The organism is Streptomyces sp. GESEQ-35, assembly GCF_017948485.1.
GTDB lineage: Bacteria > Actinomycetota > Actinomycetes > Streptomycetales > Streptomycetaceae > Streptomyces.
On record NZ_JAFFSX010000005.1, the window covers coordinates 428,029 to 450,098 of the forward strand.

Annotated in this window: 22 protein-coding genes; 10 read left to right on the plus strand and 12 right to left on the minus strand. The window is 70.0% G+C overall.

What is annotated here, in order from left to right; genetic code table 11:
* The first annotated feature begins 119 nt into the window (after positions 1–119).
* The gene (locus KCH87_RS13560; RefSeq protein ID WP_210586277.1) at positions 120–800 is read left to right on the plus strand and encodes a class I SAM-dependent methyltransferase; all 681 of its coding nucleotides are present in this window, start codon (positions 120–122) and stop codon (positions 798–800) included.
* A gap of 101 nt (positions 801–901) precedes the next feature.
* Positions 902–1,402 carry a GNAT family N-acetyltransferase gene (locus tag KCH87_RS13565; protein WP_210586323.1) on the plus strand — a complete coding sequence of 167 codons (501 nt, stop codon included), beginning with the start codon at positions 902–904 and terminating at the stop codon, positions 1,400–1,402.
* Here the strand turns inward: KCH87_RS13565 and KCH87_RS13570 are convergent.
* Positions 1,360–2,424 (minus strand): acyltransferase family protein, encoded by a 1,065-nt coding sequence (locus KCH87_RS13570; protein ID WP_210586278.1) that lies wholly within the window; start codon positions 2,422–2,424, stop codon positions 1,360–1,362. The two genes, KCH87_RS13565 and KCH87_RS13570, sit on opposite strands and share 43 nt — an antisense overlap.
* Before the next feature lie 432 nt (positions 2,425–2,856).
* On the opposite strand from KCH87_RS13570, the gene KCH87_RS13575 reads away from it, so the two are divergent.
* The gene (locus KCH87_RS13575) at positions 2,857–4,878 is read left to right on the plus strand and encodes a TerD family protein (RefSeq protein ID WP_210586324.1); all 2,022 of its coding nucleotides are present in this window, start codon (positions 2,857–2,859) and stop codon (positions 4,876–4,878) included.
* Between the two features lie 107 nt (positions 4,879–4,985).
* On the opposite strand, the gene KCH87_RS13580 is transcribed toward KCH87_RS13575, so the two are convergent.
* The gene (locus tag KCH87_RS13580; protein ID WP_210586279.1) at positions 4,986–6,149 is read right to left on the minus strand and encodes an MFS transporter; all 1,164 of its coding nucleotides are present in this window, start codon (positions 6,147–6,149) and stop codon (positions 4,986–4,988) included.
* Between the two features lie 348 nt (positions 6,150–6,497).
* On the opposite strand from KCH87_RS13580, the gene KCH87_RS13585 reads away from it, so the two are divergent.
* The gene (locus tag KCH87_RS13585) at positions 6,498–7,463 is read left to right on the plus strand and encodes a LysR family transcriptional regulator (RefSeq protein ID WP_210586280.1); all 966 of its coding nucleotides are present in this window, start codon (positions 6,498–6,500) and stop codon (positions 7,461–7,463) included.
* A gap of 51 nt (positions 7,464–7,514) precedes the next feature.
* On the opposite strand, the gene KCH87_RS13590 is transcribed toward KCH87_RS13585, so the two are convergent.
* From KCH87_RS13590 to KCH87_RS13620, 7 genes are read right to left on the minus strand one after another with little or no spacing between them, the layout of a single operon-like run.
* On the minus strand, positions 7,515–8,768 hold the full coding sequence (locus KCH87_RS13590) for a VWA domain-containing protein (protein ID WP_210586281.1): 1,254 nt from the start codon (positions 8,766–8,768) through the stop codon (positions 7,515–7,517).
* Positions 8,765–9,409: an SRPBCC family protein gene (locus KCH87_RS13595; protein ID WP_210586282.1), complete on the minus strand. Its 645-nt coding sequence runs from the start codon at positions 9,407–9,409 to the stop codon at positions 8,765–8,767. The genes KCH87_RS13590 and KCH87_RS13595 overlap by 4 nt, the downstream gene beginning before the upstream one ends.
* Positions 9,406–10,344, minus strand: a complete 939-nt coding sequence (locus KCH87_RS13600) for a MoxR family ATPase (protein WP_210586283.1) — start codon at positions 10,342–10,344, stop codon at positions 9,406–9,408. Before KCH87_RS13600 ends, KCH87_RS13595 begins: the two co-directional genes overlap by 4 nt.
* Positions 10,345–10,347: 3 nt before the next feature.
* The gene (locus KCH87_RS13605; RefSeq protein ID WP_210586284.1) at positions 10,348–11,229 is read right to left on the minus strand and encodes an XdhC family protein; all 882 of its coding nucleotides are present in this window, start codon (positions 11,227–11,229) and stop codon (positions 10,348–10,350) included.
* A 37-nt stretch (positions 11,230–11,266) separates the two neighbouring features.
* Positions 11,267–13,663 (minus strand): aerobic carbon-monoxide dehydrogenase large subunit, encoded by a 2,397-nt coding sequence (locus tag KCH87_RS13610; protein WP_210586285.1) that lies wholly within the window; start codon positions 13,661–13,663, stop codon positions 11,267–11,269.
* A complete protein-coding gene (locus KCH87_RS13615; protein WP_374198998.1) occupies positions 13,660–14,211 on the minus strand; it encodes a (2Fe-2S)-binding protein in 552 nt (183 codons plus the stop codon). Before KCH87_RS13615 ends, KCH87_RS13610 begins: the two co-directional genes overlap by 4 nt.
* Complete coding sequence (locus KCH87_RS13620; RefSeq protein WP_210586286.1) at positions 14,208–15,089, minus strand: xanthine dehydrogenase family protein subunit M; 882 nt, start codon at positions 15,087–15,089, stop codon at positions 14,208–14,210. Before KCH87_RS13620 ends, KCH87_RS13615 begins: the two co-directional genes overlap by 4 nt.
* A 377-nt stretch (positions 15,090–15,466) precedes the next feature.
* Between KCH87_RS13620 and KCH87_RS13625 the strand changes: the two genes are divergently transcribed.
* The 4 genes from KCH87_RS13625 (at position 15,467) to KCH87_RS13640 (ending at position 18,386) form a co-directional block, all read left to right on the plus strand.
* Positions 15,467–16,069, plus strand: coding sequence for an enoyl-CoA hydratase/isomerase family protein (locus KCH87_RS13625; protein ID WP_247196127.1), 603 nt, complete (start codon positions 15,467–15,469; stop codon positions 16,067–16,069).
* A 110-nt stretch (positions 16,070–16,179) separates the two neighbouring features.
* The gene (locus KCH87_RS13630; RefSeq protein ID WP_210586287.1) at positions 16,180–16,806 is read left to right on the plus strand and encodes a TetR/AcrR family transcriptional regulator; all 627 of its coding nucleotides are present in this window, start codon (positions 16,180–16,182) and stop codon (positions 16,804–16,806) included.
* A 108-nt stretch (positions 16,807–16,914) separates the two neighbouring features.
* On the plus strand, positions 16,915–17,328 hold the full coding sequence (locus KCH87_RS13635) for a hypothetical protein (RefSeq protein ID WP_308298826.1): 414 nt from the start codon (positions 16,915–16,917) through the stop codon (positions 17,326–17,328).
* Entirely contained in the window at positions 17,325–18,386 is a 1,062-nt protein-coding gene (locus KCH87_RS13640; protein WP_210586288.1) for an MBL fold metallo-hydrolase, read from the plus strand. The genes KCH87_RS13635 and KCH87_RS13640 overlap by 4 nt, the downstream gene beginning before the upstream one ends.
* 21 nt (positions 18,387–18,407) lie before the next feature.
* Here KCH87_RS13640 and KCH87_RS13645 read toward each other — a convergent pair whose 3' ends face one another.
* Together KCH87_RS13645 and KCH87_RS13650 are read right to left on the minus strand one after the other, a co-directional pair.
* A complete protein-coding gene (locus KCH87_RS13645) occupies positions 18,408–19,157 on the minus strand; it encodes an SDR family NAD(P)-dependent oxidoreductase (protein WP_210586289.1) in 750 nt (249 codons plus the stop codon).
* 52 nt (positions 19,158–19,209) lie between these two features.
* A complete protein-coding gene (locus tag KCH87_RS13650; protein WP_210586290.1) occupies positions 19,210–20,013 on the minus strand; it encodes an SDR family NAD(P)-dependent oxidoreductase in 804 nt (267 codons plus the stop codon).
* Positions 20,014–20,189: 176 nt separating this feature from the next.
* Here KCH87_RS13650 and KCH87_RS13655 point away from each other — a divergent pair, with 176 nt between their 5' ends.
* Positions 20,190–20,921, plus strand: coding sequence for a ferritin-like domain-containing protein (locus KCH87_RS13655; RefSeq protein WP_210586291.1), 732 nt, complete (start codon positions 20,190–20,192; stop codon positions 20,919–20,921).
* 80 nt (positions 20,922–21,001) lie between these two features.
* Here the strand turns inward: KCH87_RS13655 and KCH87_RS13660 are convergent, their stop codons facing one another.
* A complete protein-coding gene (locus KCH87_RS13660; RefSeq protein ID WP_210586292.1) occupies positions 21,002–21,292 on the minus strand; it encodes a hypothetical protein in 291 nt (96 codons plus the stop codon).
* 280 nt (positions 21,293–21,572) lie between these two features.
* On the opposite strand from KCH87_RS13660, the gene KCH87_RS13665 reads away from it, so the two are divergent.
* On the plus strand, positions 21,573–21,758 hold the full coding sequence (locus tag KCH87_RS13665) for a hypothetical protein (RefSeq protein WP_210586293.1): 186 nt from the start codon (positions 21,573–21,575) through the stop codon (positions 21,756–21,758).
* Positions 21,759–22,070: the final 312 nt, after the last annotated feature.

Here is a 22,070-nt window from a genome sequence, read left to right on the forward strand (position 1 = left end):
ATGGAGTGCGGTCGAGGGGAAGAGCGCAGCGGCCGGCTGCCGGGTTCCCGGAGAACGCCGTGCGTGGACCTTAGGCTGCCCTCGGCCCCGTCGGGGTTTCGCGGAACGGAGGAGTGCCGATGGGCGAGCGGGATCGGGACGCGTCACTGGCTCGGTGGCAGCGGCGTCACTGGCAACGGACGTACGCCGGTCATCCGGGCATGTACGGCGAAGAGCCGTCCGCTCCCGCGACGCACGCCGCCGCGATCTTCCGGCGGACCGGGGCGAGGGAGGTGCTGGAGCTGGGCGCGGGCCACGGACGGGACGCCCTGTACTTCGCCCGCGAGGGCTTCGCCGTGCAGGCCACGGATTTCAGCACCGAGGGCCTGGAGCAACTCCGCGCCAGGGCGGCCGAGTCCGGCCTGTCGGTGACGACGACGGTCCACGACGTACGCGAGCCCCTGCCGCTGCCCGACGCGTCGGTGGACGGGGCGTTCGCGCACATGCTGATGTGCATGGCCCTGTCCACGCAGGAGATCCACGCGCTCGTCACCGAGGTCCGCCGCGTACTGCGCCCGGGCGGCGCCCTCGTCTACACCGTCCGCCACATCGGTGACGCCCACTACGGCCTCGGCGTCTCCCACGGCGACGACATCTTCGAGCAAGGCGGCTTCGCGGTGCACTTCTTCGACCGCACGCTGGTGGAGGAGCTGGCGGAGGGCTGGGAAGGGGTCGACGTGTACGCCTTCGAGGAGGGCGAACTGCCGCGCCGGCTGTGGCGGGTGACGCAGCGGTTGCCGAGTCCCTCGGTCTCGGAGTAGGGGGCGTCGGTGGGGACTTGCACGATCTTGTTGCGTACGTGGTTGCAGTGAACCGTTGAGATACTCCGGCCATGGGAGGAACAGGTGGGCGGGCGGACGGGATGCAGCTGGGTCAGGTGGCGCGGGCGATCGTGTCGGACGCTCCCGCGGAGTGGGTGTTGCGTCCTGCTGAGCCGGCGGATGTCGAGGCGATCGCGGAGCTGCGGGCAACCGTGATGCGCCCGGACCTGGAGCGGTTGGGACGGTTCGACGAGCATCGGGTCCGGCAGCGGCTGCGGGATTCCTTCTCCCCGCAGCACACGTCGGTCGTCGTGGCCGAGGGCGCCTTCGCGGGCTGTGTCACGGTGCGCCCGGCCGAGGACGGGCGGTGGCTGGAGCACTTCTATCTCGCTCCGGGCCTCCAGGGCCGGGGGCTCGGGTCGGCTGTCCTGCGCACACTGCTGAAGCAGATCGACGCCGACCACGTGCTCGTCCGCCTGAATGTCCTGCGGGGCAGCGCCGCCCGGCGACTGTACGAGCGCCACGGGTTCACCGTGGAGGCTCAGGATCCGATCGACGTCTATATGGTGCGCCGGCCGGGTGCGGCCGCCCTCGGAACGTGAAAGGGACTTCGCCGGAAGGCCCAGGTGATCCTTGGTTCCAAGGCGAAGCGGAAGACGTGCCGTACGGGCGGGGTGCACAGCACGGTGACGATGCCGGCCGCCACCACGGTGACGGCGATCGCGCCCAGCGGCCGATGGACCCAGGCCGGGTCGTACCAGCCCCAGAACTTGGCGCCCTGAGCCACGAACCCGTGCAGCAGATAGCCGTACAAGGTGCCCGCGCCCAGCACGGTGAACCACATGCGCCGTCCGGGCACCCAGGCGAGGAAACAGGCGACCAGAAGCAGCGAGCAGCCGAAGGTGACCAGCGTCATGACGGGCCCGTACCAGGCCGGTGCGCCGAGTTCCTGGGCGCTGTCACGGTGGTAGAACCAGGCGCCGCTCATCCGCGGCACCGCCCAGTACGCCGCGACGAACGCACACATGAACACCGGCACGGCCAGCATGCGTACCTCGGGGCGGCGGACCAGCCGGAAGTGCTCGGGTTTCAGGGACAGGCCCAACACGAAGTACGGCAGGAACTGCATGGTGCGCTGAAGATCGAGGTCCTTGCCGATGGCCGGCGCCATCGTCGCGAGCATCGCGACGGCGAGCGCGACCGGCAGGGGCCGGCGCACCAATCGCCACAGCGGGGTGGTCAGCCGCCAGACGAACAGCGCCGCGAGGAACCATGTCAGATACAGGGGATCCAGCAAGCTCACCGGGCGGTCCGGAACCTGGTCGGTCCACCTGGTGAAGAGGGTGTACGCCGTCTCGAAGATGACATAGGGGACGAAGACACCGGTCACCAGCCGCTTGAGCCGCTCCGGGCTCGCATCGAAACCGCGGGAGAAATAGCCGGAGATGACGATGAACGCCGGCATATGGAAGGCGTACACGAGCGTGTAGAGCGCCGTGACGCTCCGGCTTCCGTCGCGTAGCGGCTCCCATGCGTGGCCCATCGCCACCAGCACGATCGCCAGGTACTTGGCGTTGTCGAAGAACGCGTCGCGCTGCTTCGTCCCCTCGTGCGCCGGGGGCATGGCGCGATCGTGCGCGGTGTCCGTTGCCTGGGTCACCACATCGTCCCCTGCGAACTCCGTGGGGAACGCACGCAGCCCGATACGGGTCTGGCCGGTGTGACTGCTGTGACTGCTGTGGCAAGGCGACGCGACATCCGGGACGCCTCACCGTTTCTGGGCGAGGCAAACCTGCGCAGTTGTACTCCGTACTGTGCAACTTCGTTTGATGCTTCACACCGCTTACGTTGGCCGGCTGTGCGCGCCACGCACGTGGTGGCAAGTCCGGCCCCCAGCAGGTGAGTTCTTTTCAGTGGGACAAATATCACAACACGCGCATCGGCGCTAAAGTGCGTTTACGCAGCCGAATGTGCTGTGTACACGTTTCATGATCGGTCGTGCTGCCCTGGGGAGGGCTCAGCACTGGCCGGCGCGCTGGGGGGCGACATGCTGGAGATGGTGAAGGGCGCCAATGTCGGGCTGGGGGCTCTGAGCGAGGACGTCGGGTCTGTGGTGCTGAGTCTGTCCTGGTGCAGTGCCATGGCAGACGGGGACGCAGACGTTTCCGTACTGCTGTTGGATGCGGACGGCAAGGTGCGCAGTGATGCGGACTTCTTCTTCTACAACAACCCGACCGCAGCTGATGGCAGCGTGCAGTTGCTCGGCAAAGTACCGACCGCCAACGGCAGCGAGGACCGCATCAGCCTTGATCTGTCCGCGATGGCGGCGGAGGTGGAGCGCGTGGTCGTGGCCGCGAGCCGCTACGGGAGCGCACGCTTTGGCGATCTGGACGACTTGCGGGTGACAATCGCCGACCGTACGGGCGAGGCTCTCCTCGGGTTTTCCATCGCCGACGCGGGGTCGGAGAGCGCGTTCATCTTCGGGGAGCTGTACCGGAGGGCCGGCGAGTGGAAGTTCCGTGCTGTCGGCCAGGGATACGAGACCGGATTGGCGGGTCTGGCCACAGACTTCGGCATTGACGTGGACGACGACCCCGAGGAAGCCGATGCGGAGGAGTCGCGGCAGCTTGTGGCGGGTGCGGGCTCGACGCCCTCCGCGATGGTTGGCGAGGACCCGGCCGCCGAAAGCGCGGTGACCGTACCAACACAACTCGTGGCTCCCGAAGCCGCTGCCGAGAAGAAGCGGCGTCCTCGAACCGCCAAGAAGAAGGTCACTCTTCCCAAGACGCTTCGGAAGTCGCTCGCTGAGAGCGACACGTGGCGGCAGGCCCGGCTGTTCCCGGCGTCCACCCTCAAGAACGACGGGGAGCGGGAGATGCGGGCGACATCCGTCCTGCTCTCGGTGATGGCCCAGGTACCGGAGTTCGGGCGCCGGCTCACCGCAGCATTCGGCGCCCCTGCCGGTCGGATGGAGACCTTCACCGAAGTCTCCCTGCCGCACGGGGACACTCCCAAGCGCCCGGACGGAGTCATCCGCGTCGAGCGCGCGGGCAAACTGTGGACCGCCTTGGTGGAAACCAAGACCAACGGCAACCCGCTGAAGGCCGAGCAGGTACAGGACTACGTGGACATCGCAGCCCGGCGCGGCTACGAAGCCGTGATCACGCTGACCAACGACGTTGAACTCGAGGGCAGACCGCTCGTCGACGTGAAGATCGACAAGCGGCGAAAGAACAAGGTCACCCTCTGGCACCTTTCCTGGGCGGAGGTCGCTCACCAGGCGCAGATGTTGATTCGCCACGAAGGCGTCAGTAACGCGGCCCACGCTTGGCTCCTCCACGAGCTGCTGCACTATCTCCAGCACGAGAACTCCGGCTGCCATGGTTTCCAGAACATGGGCCCGGCCTGGGTTCCGGTGCGCAGGGGGATCGAGGAAGAGACGCTCTGCCAGGGCGATCAACGGGCCGTGGCAGTGGTCGAGAGCTGGGAACGGCTCGTGCGGCAAGTGTGCTTGCGGTTGGGCGGCGAACTGGGGCAGAAGGTTCTGCCCGTGCAGCGCGCCAAGCGCGGCACTGATCCTCAGACCCGCCGCGCCACACTGGCAGACGGCTTCTGCGAGAACGGCCGCCTGAACGCCGAACTCCGCATCGACGGCACACCGGGCATCATGACCATCGTCGCCGACCTGTGTACCGGCAAGCTACGCATGTCGATCGAGGTGCCTGCGCCGGAGCAGGGCTACCCGCTCACCTGGGCCAAGCGCCTGATTCGCCAGCTCGCCGAAGCGCCCGCCGATCTCCACGTCGAGACCCTCGTCGAGAGCCAGGGCGTGGGGCCGCGTGCCACCCTGGAACGGCTGCGCCCCGAACCGGCCGACATCCTTCCCAAAGACGGCTCCCCGGTTGCCGGCTTTCGCCTGACCCTCGTCAAGGGCATGGGCAGCACCCGTGGCAATGCCGAGTCCGGCTTCATCCGCAGTGTCGACGACGCCGTGGACCGCTTCTACGCCCACGTCGTCGTGCATCTGGAACGCCGTCAGACCCGCCGACCGCAACTCGTCGAGGCCGCGATCGCGTGATGAGCGCGCTGCTCGCTGTCTTGGAACACTGCTGGCCCAACGCGGGCAATGGCAGCAGCGGCGGCCCGGCCGAGGCGCATCCCGGGTGATCCGCGGGAGGGCAGGGATCAGCGCTCTGCCGCACGTCGTGTGCTGAATCCGATGACGGCTGCGGTGGCGGCAAGGACTGCCACGCTGGTGAGGGCGGCAGGGAGGGAGAACCAGTCCGCCATGAACCCGATGGCGGGTGGGCCGAGGAGCATGCCGCCGTAGCCGAGCGTGGACGCGATCGCGACTCCGTCGGGGCCGGCGAGTGCACCGGCGCGTTCGACGGCTACGGGGAAGAGGTTGGCGAGGCCGAGGCCGGTGATCACGAAGCCGAGGAGGGCGGCCCACAGGGCGGGAGCGAGCGCGCCGAGCAACATGCCGGCCGCGGCGGTCGTGCCGCCGTACACCAACGTGCGGGTCTGGCCGATGCGTTCGAGCAGCTGTGTGCCGGTGAGCCGCCCGATGGTCATGGCGAGCGCGAAGCAGGAGTAGCCGATCGCCGCGACGCCCGCCGTCGCGTGCAGGTCCTGCTCCAGGTGCAGCGCGCTCCAGTCGGCCAGGGCTCCCTCGCCGTAGGCCGTGCACAGTGCGATCAGGCCGAAGGTGATGACGAGCCCTCGGGTGCGGGTGTCCAGGCGGCGCGGCGCGGGCTTCTCCTGCGAGGCGCTCTCCGCGGGTGCCGGGGGCCGGATGCGCAGCAGGGAGCGGCCCGCGAGGGTGGTGACGAGCAGTCCGATCACGGTGAGGCCGAGCAGATGTTCCGTAGGGGACAGCGCTCCGGCGACGAGCCCGCCGAGACCCGCGCCGACCATGCCACCGAGGCTGAAGGCCGCATGGAAGCTGGGCATGATGGGCCGTTGCAGAGTTCTCACCAGGTCGACTGCCGCGCTGTTGAAGGCGACATTTATCCCGCCGTATGCCATGCCGAACAGGAGCAGGACGGTACCGAGGGCCAGTGCCGAGTGGGTGAGCGGTGGTAGCGCGACGCTGAGGGAGAGCAGGATTCCGCAGATCACGGTCATGCGGTGGCTGCCGTAGCGGCGGCAGAGGCGGCCGGTGACCATCATCGTGACCACCGCGCCGGCGGACACGCCGAGGAGGGCGAGGCCGAGGGTGGTGGCGGAGGCGCCGGTCTGCTCTTTGATCGCGGGGATGCGGACGACCCAGCCGGCGAAGATGAGGCCGTCCAGGGCGAAGAAGACGGTGAGAGTGATGCGGAGCTTGGTGAGGGTGTTGGCCGGCACGGCGTTGTGCCTTCGGATTTTGTTTATTAGCGGCACAAACTCAGGCTAGGCGGGACGGGCAGCTGGGGCAAGGGCGTAGGCGGTCGCTGCGGGCGGCCGACGTCACGTCTGTACCACTGTGGCCGGGGACCAAGCAGGGGCAGGAAGCCGTCCTCGCAGTCCGTTGACACCCTTGCCCTCCCGCCCTGCGCCACGCGGCACGTGCACCGTTACGAACAAAGGGAGTTGGCCTGCGTACAGAGATGCCGTCGCCTCTTGGCGCAGCTGTGGATCCCGGCTATCCCGTGCGCTAGCGTGAGAAACCGGTCACAGGTGATGGGCACCCGTGGTGAGCGGGGGAGGTCGTCATTGACCCCGGCACAGCTGCGGGCCTTCGCGGCGACCGTCCGCCTTGGCTCCGTGAAGGGCGCGGCTGCCGATCTCGCCGTGACCGAGGCCGCCGTTTCCACACACATAGCGCATCTGCGCAGGGAACTCGGCGACAAGCTCTTCACCCGCACCCGCCACGGACTCGCGTTCACGCCCGGCGGGCTGCGGCTCGCCAGCCGTGCCACGGAGATGCTGGGGTTGCAGGACCTGACCGTCATCGAGGTGCGGCAGGCCGGCTCCGGACGGCGGCTGTTGCGCGTCGCCGCATCGAGCCTGTTCGCCGAGTACGCCGCCGCCGGTCTCATCGAGGTGTTCGCCCGGCGCGCCGACGACCTGGACGTCGAACTGAGCGTGCACGATCCGCAGAGGTTCGGGTCCCTGCTGGTGGCCCGAGCCGTCGACGTGGCCATCGGGCCTCCGCCCGCCACCGTCGGCGACGCCATGACCTGTACCCCCTTTCTGAATTACCAGGTGATCACGGTCGTGGGCCCCGACCATCCACTCGCGGTCGGCGGTGCCGGTGCCGGTGCCGCGGAGCTTCGTGAGCAGACCTGGCTGCTCGGTCCCTCGGCCGTCGGCAGGTTGGGCATGGTGCCCACCGTGCTGCGCCGACTGGGCGTCCCCGAGCACAACCAGCGCATCTTCCAGAGCCATGCCGCCGCCCTGGACGAAGCCAAGCGCGGCAAGGGCGTGGCCCTCGCGGTGGTGTTCGCCGTGGCGAAGGAGCTCGCCGACGGCGACCTCCAGCAGCTCAACGGTCCCCAGCTGCCCGCCCGCGGTTCCTGGAACCTGCTCGCCCTCGCCGACCGCGAGACGACGCCGGCCGCCGCCGAGCTGCGGCGCTTCGTCACCACGCCCCGCGCCACCCAGGCCATGCTGCGCGGCGCGAATGGTGTCACCGCGGGCCGCTTCCGGCCGGCCATTCACGTGACCCTGTGGAGTTGACCGGATCAGTCGGGACGCGGCCTCGGGCCGGCCACAGGGGGATCGGGCCGGTCACCGTGAGATCGGGCCGGGCCGCGCGGGGCGGGCCGTACGGCCGCGCCGGGGCGTGTGGCGCGCGACCTCGCCGGGCACCCGCAGCAGCGCGCCGAAGGTGTCGGCCGGCAGCAGCAGGTCGACGTGGGGCAGTGCCGCCGCCATCGTCGTCGTGCGCGGCTCGAAACCGGGGGCGCCCGCACGCGGGTTGAGCCAGATCACCGCGTGCGCGCGGCGCCGCAGCCGGGCCATGGCCGCGGCGAGCCGCTCCGGCGGATCGCCGTCCCAGCCGTCCGAGCCGATGAGGACGACGGCGCCGCGCAGCGTGCCGCCGTGGTGCGAGGTGAGCAGCGCATCCAGGCAGTGCGCGATCCGGGTGCCCCCGAACCGGTCGGCGACCCGCTCCGTCGCCTCGTCGAAGGCGGTCTCCGCCGAATGGTGCGCGAGCACCGCGGTGAGCCGCGTCAACGACGTAGCGAACGCGAAGACCTCGGCGCGGGTCGTCCGCGCGAGTGCCCGCATGAGGTGCAGGTACGCCACCGTCTGCGCCTGCATCGACCGGCTCACGTCGCACAGCACGACGACCCGGCGCGGCCGGTCCGTGGGCCCGGTGCGGACCAGCCGGACCGGTTCCCATCCGGTGCGGCGGGCCAGAGCCACGGTCTCGCGGATCGCCACTCGGGGACCGCCCCGGCGCACCGCGTACCGGCGGGAACGGCGCGTGGGCCACTCCCGCAGTGCCGTTTCCAGCCACAGGCCCAGCAACTCGGCCTCCCGCGCGCCCAGTTGCTCGAACGGCGTGTCCACCGCACCCGCCAGATCGCTCGGTAGCCGCTCCGGCACGGTCTGCCGGTGGTCGTCACGATGCTCCGCGTCCGCGACGACGGGCGGCAGGGTCACCCAGGGCAGGCCCGGACCGACAACGGGAGCGCCGGCGTCAGCGGGCAGCGCTGCGTGGGAGTTGTCCCTGCCTACCGTCCTTCCGTGGCCGTTCCGGCGGGCGGGCGGGTCAACCGCGAGCAGGAACCCGCCGAAGACGGAATCGAATACCTCGTCGAATCGGGTCAGGTGCGGGTGGTCCCGTACGAGGGTGACTCGGGCCGTCCAGTACAGCGCGGTCCGCGAGTCGGGAGCGGAGGCGGCGAGCGCGTTCACGAAGTCCCGCGCCGCGGTGAGACCGACGGGTACGCCCCGTTGCCTGAGCCGGTCGGTGAGTGCCACGGCGAAGGCGGCCCGGTCGATGGCGGGCAGCAGCGGATCGGCTTGGGTCATCGCACCAGCAGGTAGATCACCACGGCGACCACTGCGACCCCGACGACCACTGGGATCAGCCGTTTGTACACGGACGTCCCGGCCAGTCGCATCAAGTCGAGCGGCTCATCCGCCGCCTCGGTCTGTGCGGGTGCGGTCGCAGGACTCGTGTCCGGTGTCGCAGGACCCGTGTCCGGTACCGGGTTCGCCGGCTCTGCCGGAGCCAGCAGCTGTGCCTCCACGTTGTCGACGAACTGGGCGAACAGCTTCTCCGAGATCTCCTTGATCATGCCGCTGCCGAACTGGGCCAGCTTCCCGCTGATGCTGAGGTCGGTGCTGACGGTCACGACCGTGCCCGCGCCCTCGGGACGCAGCAGGGCGTGGATCGTCGCGGTCGCGTTGCCCTGTCCGCGCATGTCCTTGCCCGCCGCGCTGATCACGGCGCGATGGGCGCTGTCGTCCTTCTCCACGAAGCGTGCCGTGCCCGCGAACTGGCTGACCACGGGCCCGACCTTGACCCGCACCCGCCCGCGGTAGACGTCGCCCTCGACGCCGGTGAGCTGGGCACCCGGCATGCACGGAGCGAGGCCTTCCAGATCGGTGAGCGCCTCCCACGCCTGCTCGACGGGGACGTCGACGCCGAACTCGTTGTCGATCTTCATGGTTCCCTCGCTTGGTCGGAGCGGTCGGAGGGGTCGGAGCCTGCGGAGAAGCCGAGTTCTTCGAGAGCCCCGGTTTCTTCGAGGGCCTCCGTGATTGCGGTGCGGTCGTCGAGGCTCTTGGCGATGGCGCTGAGCGTGCCGACGACATCGCGGCGCGCCAATCGGGAGACGCGCAACGCGGCGAGCGCGGAGACCCAGTCGATCGCCTCCGCCATGCCGGGCGCCTTGTCCAGGTCCAGCGCACGGATCTTGCCGATGAACTCCGTCGCGGACGCGATCAGCGGTTCGTTCGCGGCCGGCACCGAGCGGCGCAGGATCTCCGCCGCGCGTTCGGGCGTGGGGAAGTCGATCCAGTGGTACAGGCAGCGGCGGCGGAGGGCGTCGTGAAGTTCGCGGCTGCGGTTGGAGGTGAGGATCACGACCGGCGGCCGTACGGCGGCGAACGTGCCCAGTTCCGGGATGGTGATGGCCCACTCGCCGAGGAACTCGAAGAGCAGCGCCTCGAATTCGTCGTCGGCCCGGTCGATCTCGTCGATGAGCAGGACGGGCGGCAGAGGTCCCCGGTGGCGCACGGCCCGCAGCAGGGGCCGGTCGAGCAGGAACTCCTCGGTGAACAGGTCGGGTTCGGCGAGTTCCCGGCCGTGTGCCTCGGTGAGCCGCACGGCGAGCAACTGGCGCTGGTAGTTCCACTCGTACAGCGCCTCGCCGGCCGTCAGCCCTTCGTAGCACTGCAACCGGATCAGCGAGGTGTCCAGGGCCTCGGCGAGTGCCTTGGCCGCGCTGGTCTTGCCGACGCCGGGCTCGCCCTCCAGCAGCAGCGGCCGGTCGAGGACCGTGGCCAGGAAGAGGGCGGTCGCCAAGCCCTCGTCGACCAGGTGGCCGACCTCGGCGAGGTGCCCGCGTACGTCGTCGGCGTCCGTGAACAGTTCGCTCACCCTCTAGCCCACCAGCCCCGCGGCGTAGCGGTCCCGGCAGCCGGTCCCGCAGAACCAGAACTCGTCCTTCCCGGCGGTCAGTTGCGGGGTGTCGGCGCTCACGGTCACCGACATTCCGCAGACCGGGTCCACGGCCGTGGTCGGCCGGTCGGCCACGGGCAGCGGTGTCCTGGTCGTTCGTACGGCACGCACCACCTCCGCCAGCATCGACAGCGCGATCTCGGGCGCGGTGCGGGCGCCGATGTCCAGCCCGGCCGGGGTGTGGATCCGGGCCCGGTCCTCCTCGGTGAGACCCAGTTCGTCGAGGAGGGCTGAGCCGCGGCGACGGCTGGCGACCAGCGCGATGTGCGGCACCTCCGCGTCGAGGGCGGCGCGCAGGGCCTCGGCGTCGCCGCGGCCCTGTCCGGCCACGATCACTGCCGCCGCTTGTTCGGCGGGCGGTCCGTCGGGCAGCGAGCGTTCCGTGACGTAGCCGAGGACGTCCGCGAGCGCAACGAATGCCTCGGCGATCGGGGTGTGCCCGACGACCTCGATCAGGGGCGGCGGCAGCACGGGCTCAAGGAAGATCTCCAATGCGCCGCCGGACAGACAGGGGTTGACCACGACCCGGGCGCCGGGCGTCTGGGGAAACTCGGCCTCGCCCTGCGGCAGGACGCGCAGCAGCAACGGACCGCCGTCATGCAGGGCGCCCAGCGCGGCCGTACGCACCGAGCCCTCGGCGCACACGCCGCCGACGAATCCGTCGATCGTGCCGTCGCCGTACACGATGGCCTCGTCGCCCGGATGCGCGGACGCGGGAGCCTGGGCGCGCACCACGCGCGCGTGCACGAACGGTACGCGCCGCTCGGCCAGTTCGAGCGCACGCGCACTCACCGTCTTGGGCATCTGCACCACCTCCTCGACAACTCCCGTACGGCGCTGCTCAGATCGGCGGGGTCGGCCTGCCCTGCATCGCCTCCCACACCCGTGAGGGCGTCAGCGGCATGTCCGCGTGCCGGATGCCGAACGGCCCCAGTGCGTCCACCACCGCGTTGACGATCGCGGGCGGCGAGCCGACCGTCGCGGACTCGCCGACTCCCTTGGCGCCGATGGGGTGGTGCGGGGACGGCGTGACCGTGAACCCGGTCTCCCAGTCGGGGACTTCCAATGCGGTCGGAATGAGGTAGTCCATCAGCGAACCGCTGAGGCAGTTGCCGTCCTCGTCGAAGGAGATCATCTCCATCAGCGCCATGCCGACTCCGTCGGTGAGACCGCCGTGCACCTGCCCCTCGATGATCATCGGGTTGATGCGGGTGCCGCAGTCGTCGACGGCGATGAACCTGCGCACGTTCACCTTCGCGGTGCCCGGGTCGATGTCGACCACACAGATGTAGGCACCGTGCGGATAGGTGAGGTTCTCCGGGTTGTAGCAGATCTGCGCCTCCAGACCCCCTTCGACGCCCTCGGGCAGGTCGCCGGCACCGTGGGCGCGCATCGCGACGTCCTGGATGGTGACCGATGCCTTGGGGTCGCCCGCGACGTGGAAGGAGCCCTTCTCCCATTCCAGGTCGGCGACCGACACCTCCAGCATCGAGGACGCGATCAGCCGGGCCTTGTCGCGGACCTTGCGGGCGACCAGGGCAGCGGCGGCGCCGGAGACGGGGGTCGAACGGCTGCCGTAGGTGCCGAGCCCGAACGGCGTCTGATCGGTGTCGCCGTGCACCACGTCGATGTCCTGGGGCGGGATGCCGAGTTCCTCGGCGACGATCTGCGCGAACGTCGTCTCGTGGCCCTGCCCCTGGGTCTGCACCGACAGCCGCACCACGGCCTTCCCGGTGGGATGGACCCGCAGCTCGCAGCCGTCGGCCATGCCGAGCCCGAGGATGTCCATGTCCTTGCGCGGGCCCGCGCCGACCGCCTCGGTGAAGAACGACACCCCGATGCCCATGAGTTCGCCGCGGGCCCGCTTCTCGGCCTGCTCGGCGCGCAGCGCGTCGTAGCCGGCGAGTTGCCTGGCCAGCTCCATGGTGGGCGCGTAGTTCCCGGAGTCGTACACCCAGCCGGTCTTGCTGCGGTACGGGAACTGCTCGGGCCGGATGAAGTTCTTCATGCGCAGCTCGACCGGGTCCATCCCCAGCTCGTACGCGAGACAGTTCACGATCCGCTCGACCAGGTACACGGCCTCGGTGATGCGGAACGAACAGGCGTACGCGACGCCGCCGGGCGCCTTGTTGGTGTAGACGGCGGTCATCTTGCAGTAGGCGGCCTCGATGTCGTAGCTGCCGGTGAAGACGCCGAAGAAGCCTGCCGGGTACTTCACGGGTGCGGCGGTGCCGTTGAACGCGCCGTGGTCGGCCAGCACGTGGGTGCGAAGGGCGAGGATCCGCCCGTCCCGGGTCGCCGCGATCTCGCCGCGCATGACGTAGTCGCGGGCGAAGCCCGTGCTGATGAGGTTCTCCGCGCGGTCCTCCATCCACTTCACGGGCTTGCCGATGAGCAGCGAACCGACGATGGCGCACACGTAACCGGGGTAGATCGGGACCTTGTTGCCGAAGCCGCCGCCGATGTCGGGGGAGACGACCCGGATCTTGTGCTCGGGCAGCCCGGCGACGATCGCGTACAGGGTGCGGTGGGCGTGCGGGGCCTGGGTGGTGGACCACAGGGTGAGCCTGCCGTCGACCGCGTCGTAGTCGGCGACCGCGCCGCACGTCTCCATGGGGGCCGGGTGCACGCGCGGGTAGACGATGTCCTCGCTCACCACGACGTCCGCGCGGGCGAAGGCGGCGTCGGTCTCCCCGGCGTCGCCGGTCTCCCAGTCGAAGCAGTGGTTGTCGCGCTTGTCCTCCAGGTCGTCGCGGATGACGGGCGCGTCGGGGGACAGGGCGGTGCGTACGTCGATCACCGGGTCCAGCGGCTCGTACTCGACGTCGATCAGCTCCAGCGCGTCACGGGCCGAGTAGCGGTCCTCGGCGACGACGAAGGCGACCTCCTGGCCCTGAAAGCGGACCTTGTCGGTGGCGAGGACGGCCTGCACGTCGTTGGAGAGCGTCGGCATCCAGGCCAGGCCCTTCTCGGCGAGCATGGCGCCGGTGACCACCAGGCGGACCTTGGGGTGGGCCTCGGCCAGGGTGGTGTCGACGGACACGATCCGCGCGTGCGCGAGCGGCGAGCGCAGGACCGCCAGATGCAGCATGCCGGGCAGCTGAAGGTCGTCGACGTAGCGGCCCTTGCCGCGGACGAAACGGGCGTCCTCCTTGCGCAGCATCCGCCCGTGGCCGCAGGGCTTCTGGTCGTTGTCGACGAACGCCGTGCGGTGCCCGTTTCCGGCGACGGTGGTCATGACGCGCTCCCTGAGGTGGTCGCCGCGGCCGGTTCCGTGGCACTGGTACCGGTGGCCGGTTCCGGGGCCGTCGTACGGGTTCCTGCCTCCTCCGCGGCAGCCCAGCGGATCGAGCGGACGATGCTGGAGTAACCGGTGCAGCGGCATATCTGCCCCGAGATCGCCTCGCGGATCTCCTCCTCGGAGGGGTCCGGATCGCGGTCGAGGAGGGCGCGTGCGGTCATCATCATGCCGGGGGTGCAGAAGCCGCACTGAAGACCGTGGCACTCGATGAACCCGCGCTGCACGGGGTCGAGTTCACCGTTCTGCTCCAGGCCCTCGACGGTGCGTACCTCGTGCCCGCCCGCCATCGCGGCCAGCACCGTACAGGACTTGACGGGCTCGCCGTCCAACCACACCACGCAGGTACCGCAGTTGCTGGTGTCGCACCCCCAGTGCGTGCCGGTCAGCCCGAGGTCGTCGCGCAGGAAGTGCACCAGGAGCAGCCGTCCCTCGATCTCCCGCGTGACCTCATCGCCGTTGACGGTCATGGTGACCTGCACGATCACACCTCCTGTCCGTTGACCCTGGCCACGGCCCGGCGCAACACGCGCACGGTCAGCTCCTTCGCCAGATGCCGCTTGTACTCGGCGCTGCCCCGGCGGTCGGTGACGGGGGAGCAGGCCTCGGCGGCGATGTCCCCGGCCCGGGTGTACAGCTCCTGAGCGGGCCGCTGCCCGCGCAGGGCCTGAGCGATCCCGGGGATGCCCGCGGTGTTGGGGCCGACGGCGGCGAGCCCGACCCGGGCGTCGGCGATCAGCCCGTCCTCGTCCAGCCAGACCGCGGCGCCCGCCGAGACCACCGCCCAGTCACCGGAACGCCGCTCGACCTTCTCGTACGCGCTCGACCCGCGGGAGCGGACCGGGAAGCGGACCTCGGTGAGTATTTCCGCGTCGCCGACGGCGGTCTCGTACGGGCCCTGGTGGAAGTCCTCCATGGACACCACCCGCTCGCCGTCCGGACCCTGGATCACGCAGGAGGCGTCGAGCGTGGTGCACACGGCGGACAGGTCCTCGGACGGGTCCGCCTGGCACAGGGACCCGCCGAGCGTGCCCCGGTTGCGCACGACGGGATCGGCGATGACGCGCTCGGCGTCGTGGAACACCGGGAAGGCGGCGGCGAGTTCGTCGGACTCCAGCAGCTCGCGGTGACGGGTCATCGCGCCGATGCGGATCAGGCCCGGCTCGACGCGGATGTAGCCCAGTTCGCCATGGAGCTCGTTGATGTCGATCAGGTACTCGAAGTTTGCCAGCCTGAGCTTCATCATCGGGAGCAGACTGTGTCCGCCGGCCACCAGCCGTGCCGTATCGCCCAGTCGGTCGAGGAGCGCGATCGCCTCCCCGACGCTGTGCACCCGCTGGTACTCGAACGGAGCGGGAACCTGCATGCCGCATCCCCCCTGTCTCGCCCGGTCCCCACCGGGCGGCGTGTCCGGTCATTGCGCGCCCGGTTGCCAACGGTGTCAATGGCTGGTTAACCGTTCACTTAAGTCGTTCCGGCTGCCGCCGGAGTTGGGCCGGGCCACGTCGGCTGGTCGCAACGGCGGCGGTGCCGGGCTTCCGGCACCGCCGCGACAGACCTCGGTTCCTCTGCCATCGCGCGAGCCAGGTCGAGTCGCTTCTGGAGGCCGAACGGCAGCTCACCGGGGCGGCGGTCGGCCACGTCCGCGAGACCGACGGAGTGCAGCAGCCTCGCGACGGCCTGCCGGTCACGGGCCCTGATCAGGCGACGGGTGCACAACACGTTCTCCGCGACGGTGGTGACTTGAAGGAGTTCGCCGCGCTGTCCGGGGAGCGCCTGGCAGGGCATCTCACCGAGGTCACCGACGCGCTCCACGAGGCGCTGCGGATCCTCGCCGCGCTGGACGCTCCGCTGGTGGTCGCCGCGCAAGGGGCCGTCGCGGGGGCCGGACTGGGACTCGTGACGGCGGCGGACGTGAGTCTCGCGGCGGCCGACGCCTCCTTCACGGCCGCGTACACCGCGATCGGGTACACACCGGACGCCGGCGTCAGCTGGTCGCTGCCCCGGCTCGTCGGACCACGGCGGGCCCTGGACCTGCTGCTGACCAACCGGCGTGTCCCGGCCGCCGAGGCGCTGGAGATGGGGCTGGTCAGCCGGATCGTCGCCCCCGAGCGGTTGCACGAGGAGGCCGTCGAGGCGGCGGGGGCGCTGGCGCGCGGAGCCACAGCGGCGTACGGGGCGACCCGGCGGCTCGTCGGTCGGGCACTCTCGGCCGGCCTGGACGAACACCTCGACGCGGAGGCCCGCCACCTGGCCGCCGCCGCGGTGTCCGCGCAGGGCAGGGAGGGTGTGGCGGCGTTCCTCGCCGGGCGCCGGCCGGACTTCACACAGCCGGAGGGTGCGTGACCGATCGGGCCGACCCGGCCGGTCCGCGATTCGTACCCAACCTGAACTCGGGTCTACTCTCGGACGACCGAACGGTGATCGGTACCGTCCGTGGAGCAGAGGGAGAGGCGATGGCAAGGGCGCGGATCGTGGATCCGGAGGAGGGGCCCAGGTCGAAGCGTGGCGCGATCCTCGTGGCGGCCGTGGAGCGGTTCGGCGAGGACGGCTACGAGAACACCAAGTGGTCGGAGGTGGCCGACCGGGTCGGCATCGGGCAGACCGCCCTCTACCACTACTTCGAATCCAAGGCCCACTGTCTGCTCACCATCATGCGCCTGGAACTCCAGCGCTCCCACGACCAGTTCGTCGAGGCCACGACCGACGAGACGGACCCCGTCGAGGAGTTGCGGGCAGCGGTCCGGTCCGCCTTCGCGGTCACCGAGCAGGAGATCCGCCAGATGCGCATCCTCCAGGCCAACATGTCCCTGCTGGCCAATCCGCGGAAGTCCAAGCGCGAGGAGACGGAGCGCGTCGTGGCCCGCCAGCTGGTCCAGATGGTCGAGCGGGACTGGACGAACCTGCTGATGCGCGGCATGGCGAAGGGCGCCTTCCCGGTCCGCGACGCGCACACCATCGGTCTGGCCGTCCTCGGCGTGATCGTCAGTGTCTGGCGCTGGTACCGGCCGACCGGAGCGATTCCCCTGTCGGAGATCAGCGAGATGATCGAGGGGTGCGTGGTGCGGATGGTCGCGGAGTAGCCCCTCGGCCCTGTCGCGGACCGGCCCCGTCGCGCGACGCCCCGCCTCTTGTCGGCGGCGGGGCAGTGGGCTTACAGTTAAATTGAACTGAACTCAGGTTGTTTCACGGTGACGCTGAGGGGCGAGGACGGCACGGTCACCGTCATGGGCCGGGAGAAGGACGTCATCATCCGCGGCGGACGCAACCTCGACATCACCGAGATCGAGCGCGCCGTCGCCGCTCACCCCTCGGTGGCCCGCGCCTGCGTGACCCCCGTACCCGACCCGCTCCTCGGTGAACGTGCCGCCGTGCTCGTCGTGGTCGAGGACGGCAGCGCGGAACTCGGCCTCGACGACATCACCGCACACCTCGCCGGCACCGGCCTGTCCAAGGCCAAGTGGCCCGAATTCGCCTTCGTCGTCAGCGAGTTGCCCCAGACCACCGTGGGCAAGGTCGATCGGCACGGCGCCCGCAGGCTCGCCCGTGACCTGCACGCGGGACTCCCCGCACACCACGAACAGCACCGGCAAGGAGATGCATGACGACCCCCACCACCCGCACCACCCGCACCCCCCGCTTCGACCGCGGCCGTTGGGCGCAGGGCGGACCGGAGACCGTCCGGCCCGGTGTCCACCGCATTCCGCTTTCGCTGCCGGAGGACGGACTGCGGGCCGTCAACGTCTACGCGCTGGAGGGGCTGACGGAGGGGCTGGTCCTGATCGACGGCGGCTGGTCGATCCCCGAGTCGCGGAAGGCACTTGAGGACGCCCTGGCCGAACTCGGCCACGATCTCGCAGAGATCAGTCACATTCTCGTCACTCACATCCATCGCGACCACTACACCCAGGCCGTGGAACTGCGCAGGCTGCTGGGCTCCCGGGTCTACCTCGGCGCGGGCGAGCGGCGTGGTCTGGAGCTGCTGGGGGAGCTGCGCACGGACCAGCCGGCCGGTTCGCTCCAGACGCTGCGCCGGGCCGGCGCGCACGACCTCGCCGAGCGGGTCACCGCACTGGACCACGGCGGGTTCGACCTCGGTGTCTGGGAGGCACCCGACCACTGGCTGCACGCGGAGGAACTCCGCTTCGGGGACACCCGGTTGACGGTCGTGCCGACGCCCGGCCACACCCAGGGACATGTCGTCTACCTCGACCGGGCGCGGGGGCTGCTGTTCTCCGGTGACCACGTCCTGCCCCACATCACCCCGTCCATCGGCTTCGAACTCGGGGGCCCCGCACTGCCGTTGGGCGACTATCTCGACTCGCTGCGCCTGATGACCACCCTCGGCGACGCCCGGCTGCTGCCCGCGCACGGCCCGGTAGGTGACAGCGTGCACGCCCGGGTCGAGGAGCTCCTCGCCCACCACGACGACCGGCTCGCCGGGACGCTGGCCGCCCTCGGCGGTCGTACGCGCACCGCACACGACGTGGCGGGGGACTTGGCGTGGACCCGGCGCAGGGTGCCCTTCGCGGGGCTGGGCGCCTTCGACCAGATGCTCGCGGTGAACGAGACCGCGGCACACCTGGATGTGCTGGTGGCCCGCGGATGCGCCCGACGGACGCCGGCCGACGGGGTCAACTGGTACGTGGCTACGACTGGTTGAGGCTCTTCGGGAGCGGCCGGCTCAACGCGCCGTCCAGCCTCCGTCGACGTAGAGCTCGGACCCGGTCATGAAGCTCGCGTCGTCGGACGCGAGGAACGCCACCGCGGCCGCCACTTCCTCCGGCGTGCCGAGCCGGCCCAGCGGTGTCCCTTCGACCATCGCGGTCAACCGGGGCGTGTCGCGCCAGAGTTCGCGGGACCGGGGCGTCTCGATGAACCCGGGGTGCAGGGAGTTCACCCGGACACCGCGCTTCGCCCAGTGCAGCGCGGCGTTCTTCGTCATCAGACGTACGGCGCCCTTGGCCGCGTGGTACGAGAACTGGGCGCCGAAGCCGCCGACGGTGCCGAAGATCGACGCGACGTTGACGATCGAGCCGCCGCCCGAGCGCTCGATCGCCGGGCCGCCGTACTTCATGCCGAGCCACATCCCGGTCTGGGTCACGCCGAGGACCTGGTCCCAGGAGTCCATCGTCTCGGTCTCGACGGTGTGCATCGCGGCGATACCGGCGTTGTTGACCAGCACGGACAGACCGCCCAGCGCGGCGGTCGCCGCGGTGACGGCCTCGCGCCACGCCGACTCGTCCGACACGTCCAGGGCCAGCCCCAGGGCGCCGCCCCCGACCTCTCCGGCGAGTTTCCGGCAGCGATCGGCGTCGAGGTCGGTCACCACGACCGCCGCACCCTCGGCCGCGAGCCGTCGTACCACGGCGTCGCCGATGCCTCCGGTGGCGCCGGTCACCAGCGCCGTCCTCCCGGTCAGCCTCGCGTGCATCGGATCCCCTTCGTCTTCACTGTCGGTGGCCCTCGGGACCGTTGAGTGGGCTTCAGTCCCGGGTGCCGAGCCAGGCGAGGGCGCCGCCGTCGATCACGTACGACGATCCCGTGATGAACGCCGCGTCGTCGGAGGCCAGAAAGCACGCCAGCCCGGCGACCTCCTCCGGACGGCCGAGCCGCTCCACCAACTGAGGTGAGGTGAGTTCATGCTCCATGGCGGCACGGTCCGCGGCGGCGGCGAAGTAGTCCTGGGCGAGTGGGGTGTCGATGACACCGGGACAGAAGCAGTTGCAGCGCACCGGGGCCAGGTCGACGGCGGTGACCTTGGTCAGATGGATGACGTCGGCCTTGGTGACGCCATAGGCGGGGGCGTTGGGAAAACCGGTGAGGCCGGAGACTGAGGCGGTGTTCACGATGGCGGGCCCACGGGAAGAGCGGCGCAGATGGGGTGCGGCGTACTTGGTCGTCAGCCACACCGCCTTGAGGTTGACCTCGTAGACGGCGTCCCAGACCTCCTCGGGCAGTGAGTCGACGCCACGGTCCGGTGCGGCCGTGAACGTCGTCTCGATCACACCGGCGTTGTTGACCAGAACGTCGAGTCCGTCGAAACGCTCCGCCGTACGCGCCACCATCTCGGCGATGTTGTCGCGAACGCGCAGATCGCAGACGATCGGCTCGGCCTGCGCACCGGCGGCGCGCACCAGCTCCGCCGTCTCGGCGGCGGTCTCCTTGTTCAGGTCGGCTACAGCCACCGCGGACGCGCCCTGGCGGGCCATCTCCACGGCGATCGCCCGCCCGATGCCCTGTCCCGCGCCGGTGACGAGCGCGGTCTTGCCGTCCAAGGAACCCAGCATGAGTCTGCTCCCGACTGCGTGTGGCGATGCAACCTGAACTTACTTCATTTCAATTGAGTCTAGAGTCATGGAACGAGGCCGACAAGGCTCACGACGGGCAGTGGAACGGTTCGGTGTCCGGCGGGCGTCCTCCCTCTCCAGGGCACGGTGGCCGTGTCCCGGAGAGGGGTGACCCAGTGCATGCGGGCGGATTCGCCAAGTGGACTCAGCGGTTCGAGGACGAGCGGGAGCGCCGGCACGCCCTGGGGGACCCGGACTGGGGGCAGCGGGCGACGCTGCATCCTGCGGTGTGGGCCGGCATCCAGCGCTTCCAGGTCGGCGAGGACGGCGACGGCGCCAACCTTGTCGCCAAGGCGGACCAGGCCGGCGACGCCGACTACGGGCGGGCGGTCCGGCTCTTCGTCGCCGAGGAACAGAACCACGCCCGCCTGCTGGCCCGGCTGCTGGCCGCGGGTGGCATGCCGACGTTGAGCGGCCACTGGAGCGACACGGTCTTCGTACGGTTGCGGCGTCTCATGGGCCTGCGCCTGGAACTGCTGGTGCTGATGATCGCTGAAGTGGTGGCGTTGCGTTACTACCGGGCTCTGCGCGATGGCGCCGACGACTCGCTCGCTTCTGATGTGGCGGGACGGATCCTGTCCGACGAGCAGCGCCATGTCCCCTTCCACTGCGAGCGACTTCACGCCTCCCTGGCTGAACTGCCCCGCGCAATGCGCCGCCCGGTGATGGCCCTGTGGCGACTTCTCCTGCTCGTGGTCTGCCTCGTCGTCGCCGCCGACCACGGCTCAGCGCTGCGCCGGCTCGGCATCGGGCGCCTTCGTTTCGTGGCCGACGTCATGGCCTCGGCCGACGCGGTGGTCTCCGCGGTACTGGCGCCCCGCCCGGATGCGTGGACGAGCGGACAATGACGGAGATCCCGGCACCGGGCCTGTGGCTCGGTGCCGGGATCTGATTCCCGCTCTTGGTCGCCTACGCGAACGTAGCGTGCCTAGAAGGCGCTGTTGCTGCAGCCCATGCCCGCACCCAGGTGGGTGTCCTGGCCGCCCGAGTTGCCCTCGCCGTTGAGGCCCTGGCCCAGCACGCCGTTGAGCACCCCGACCTGCCCGAGAACGTCGAGGTTCAGGTCGTGCGACTTGCATTCGGAGCTCTGCAGGACGTTGTAGTTACCGCCCTTGCCGCCGTGACCGTCGCCGCCGTTGGCGCCGGCGGTGCCGGCGCCGAGCAGTCCGACGCTGCTGACGGCGGCGACCAGGACGGCAGCCTTGCGAAGCTTGTGCATGTCATCTCCGGTGAGTGAGGTGGGTGCGATCTGTAAGAGATCGACTTCGTACCGTTGCGCGGAGATTAGTACGAAATACCACAGAAGTTCCGGTATGGCGCGCCGAGCATCATGATCTTGTATCGAAATCACTCTGTGGCATCGATGTCTTCGTTGGGCCGCCGCGATCCGACACGGCGCACGGCGGTATCAAAGATCCGAAATAGCTACCTTTTGTGTGCATATGATCACACCTAATTGCCAAGCCAGGGCTTTGTGCCCGCCTGAGAAAGGGTCAACTATGCGCAGGATTCAGCGTGCTGTGGTCGTTGCGGCAGCGCTCGCGGGGCTCTCCGCCCTCGGCGCCGGCGTCAGCTTCGCCGACGACCACAAGGAAGACGCTCCGGACGTCACCGCGGTGGCCATCTCGACGGCCAACGCTGTGGCCACGTGGGACGCTCCGCACGGGGACAAGCACTCCAAGTAACCAAGCGCCGAGGGGTCGATGCGCAGGTTTCAGCGCGTTGCGGTCGTAGTCGTAGTGGTGACGGCCGCGGGGCGGGTGGCTTCGTACTCCGCCGCGCAGTGGGCCCCTAGGTCGCAACTGCTGGACAACACCCTCAACTGCAAGGCAGCCCGGACGCGCGGCAGACCCCACCTGGGGGCGCGTCCGGGCTGAAGCATTTCTCGCCGGAACGTAGCCGAAGCCGGTGTGGCCCGTGAGACGTGGAACGTTCAATATTCCGCTCACCGGGCCGCGGCTGCGCGCTGACTGTTCGGGTGCCGCCCGAGGTGCGAC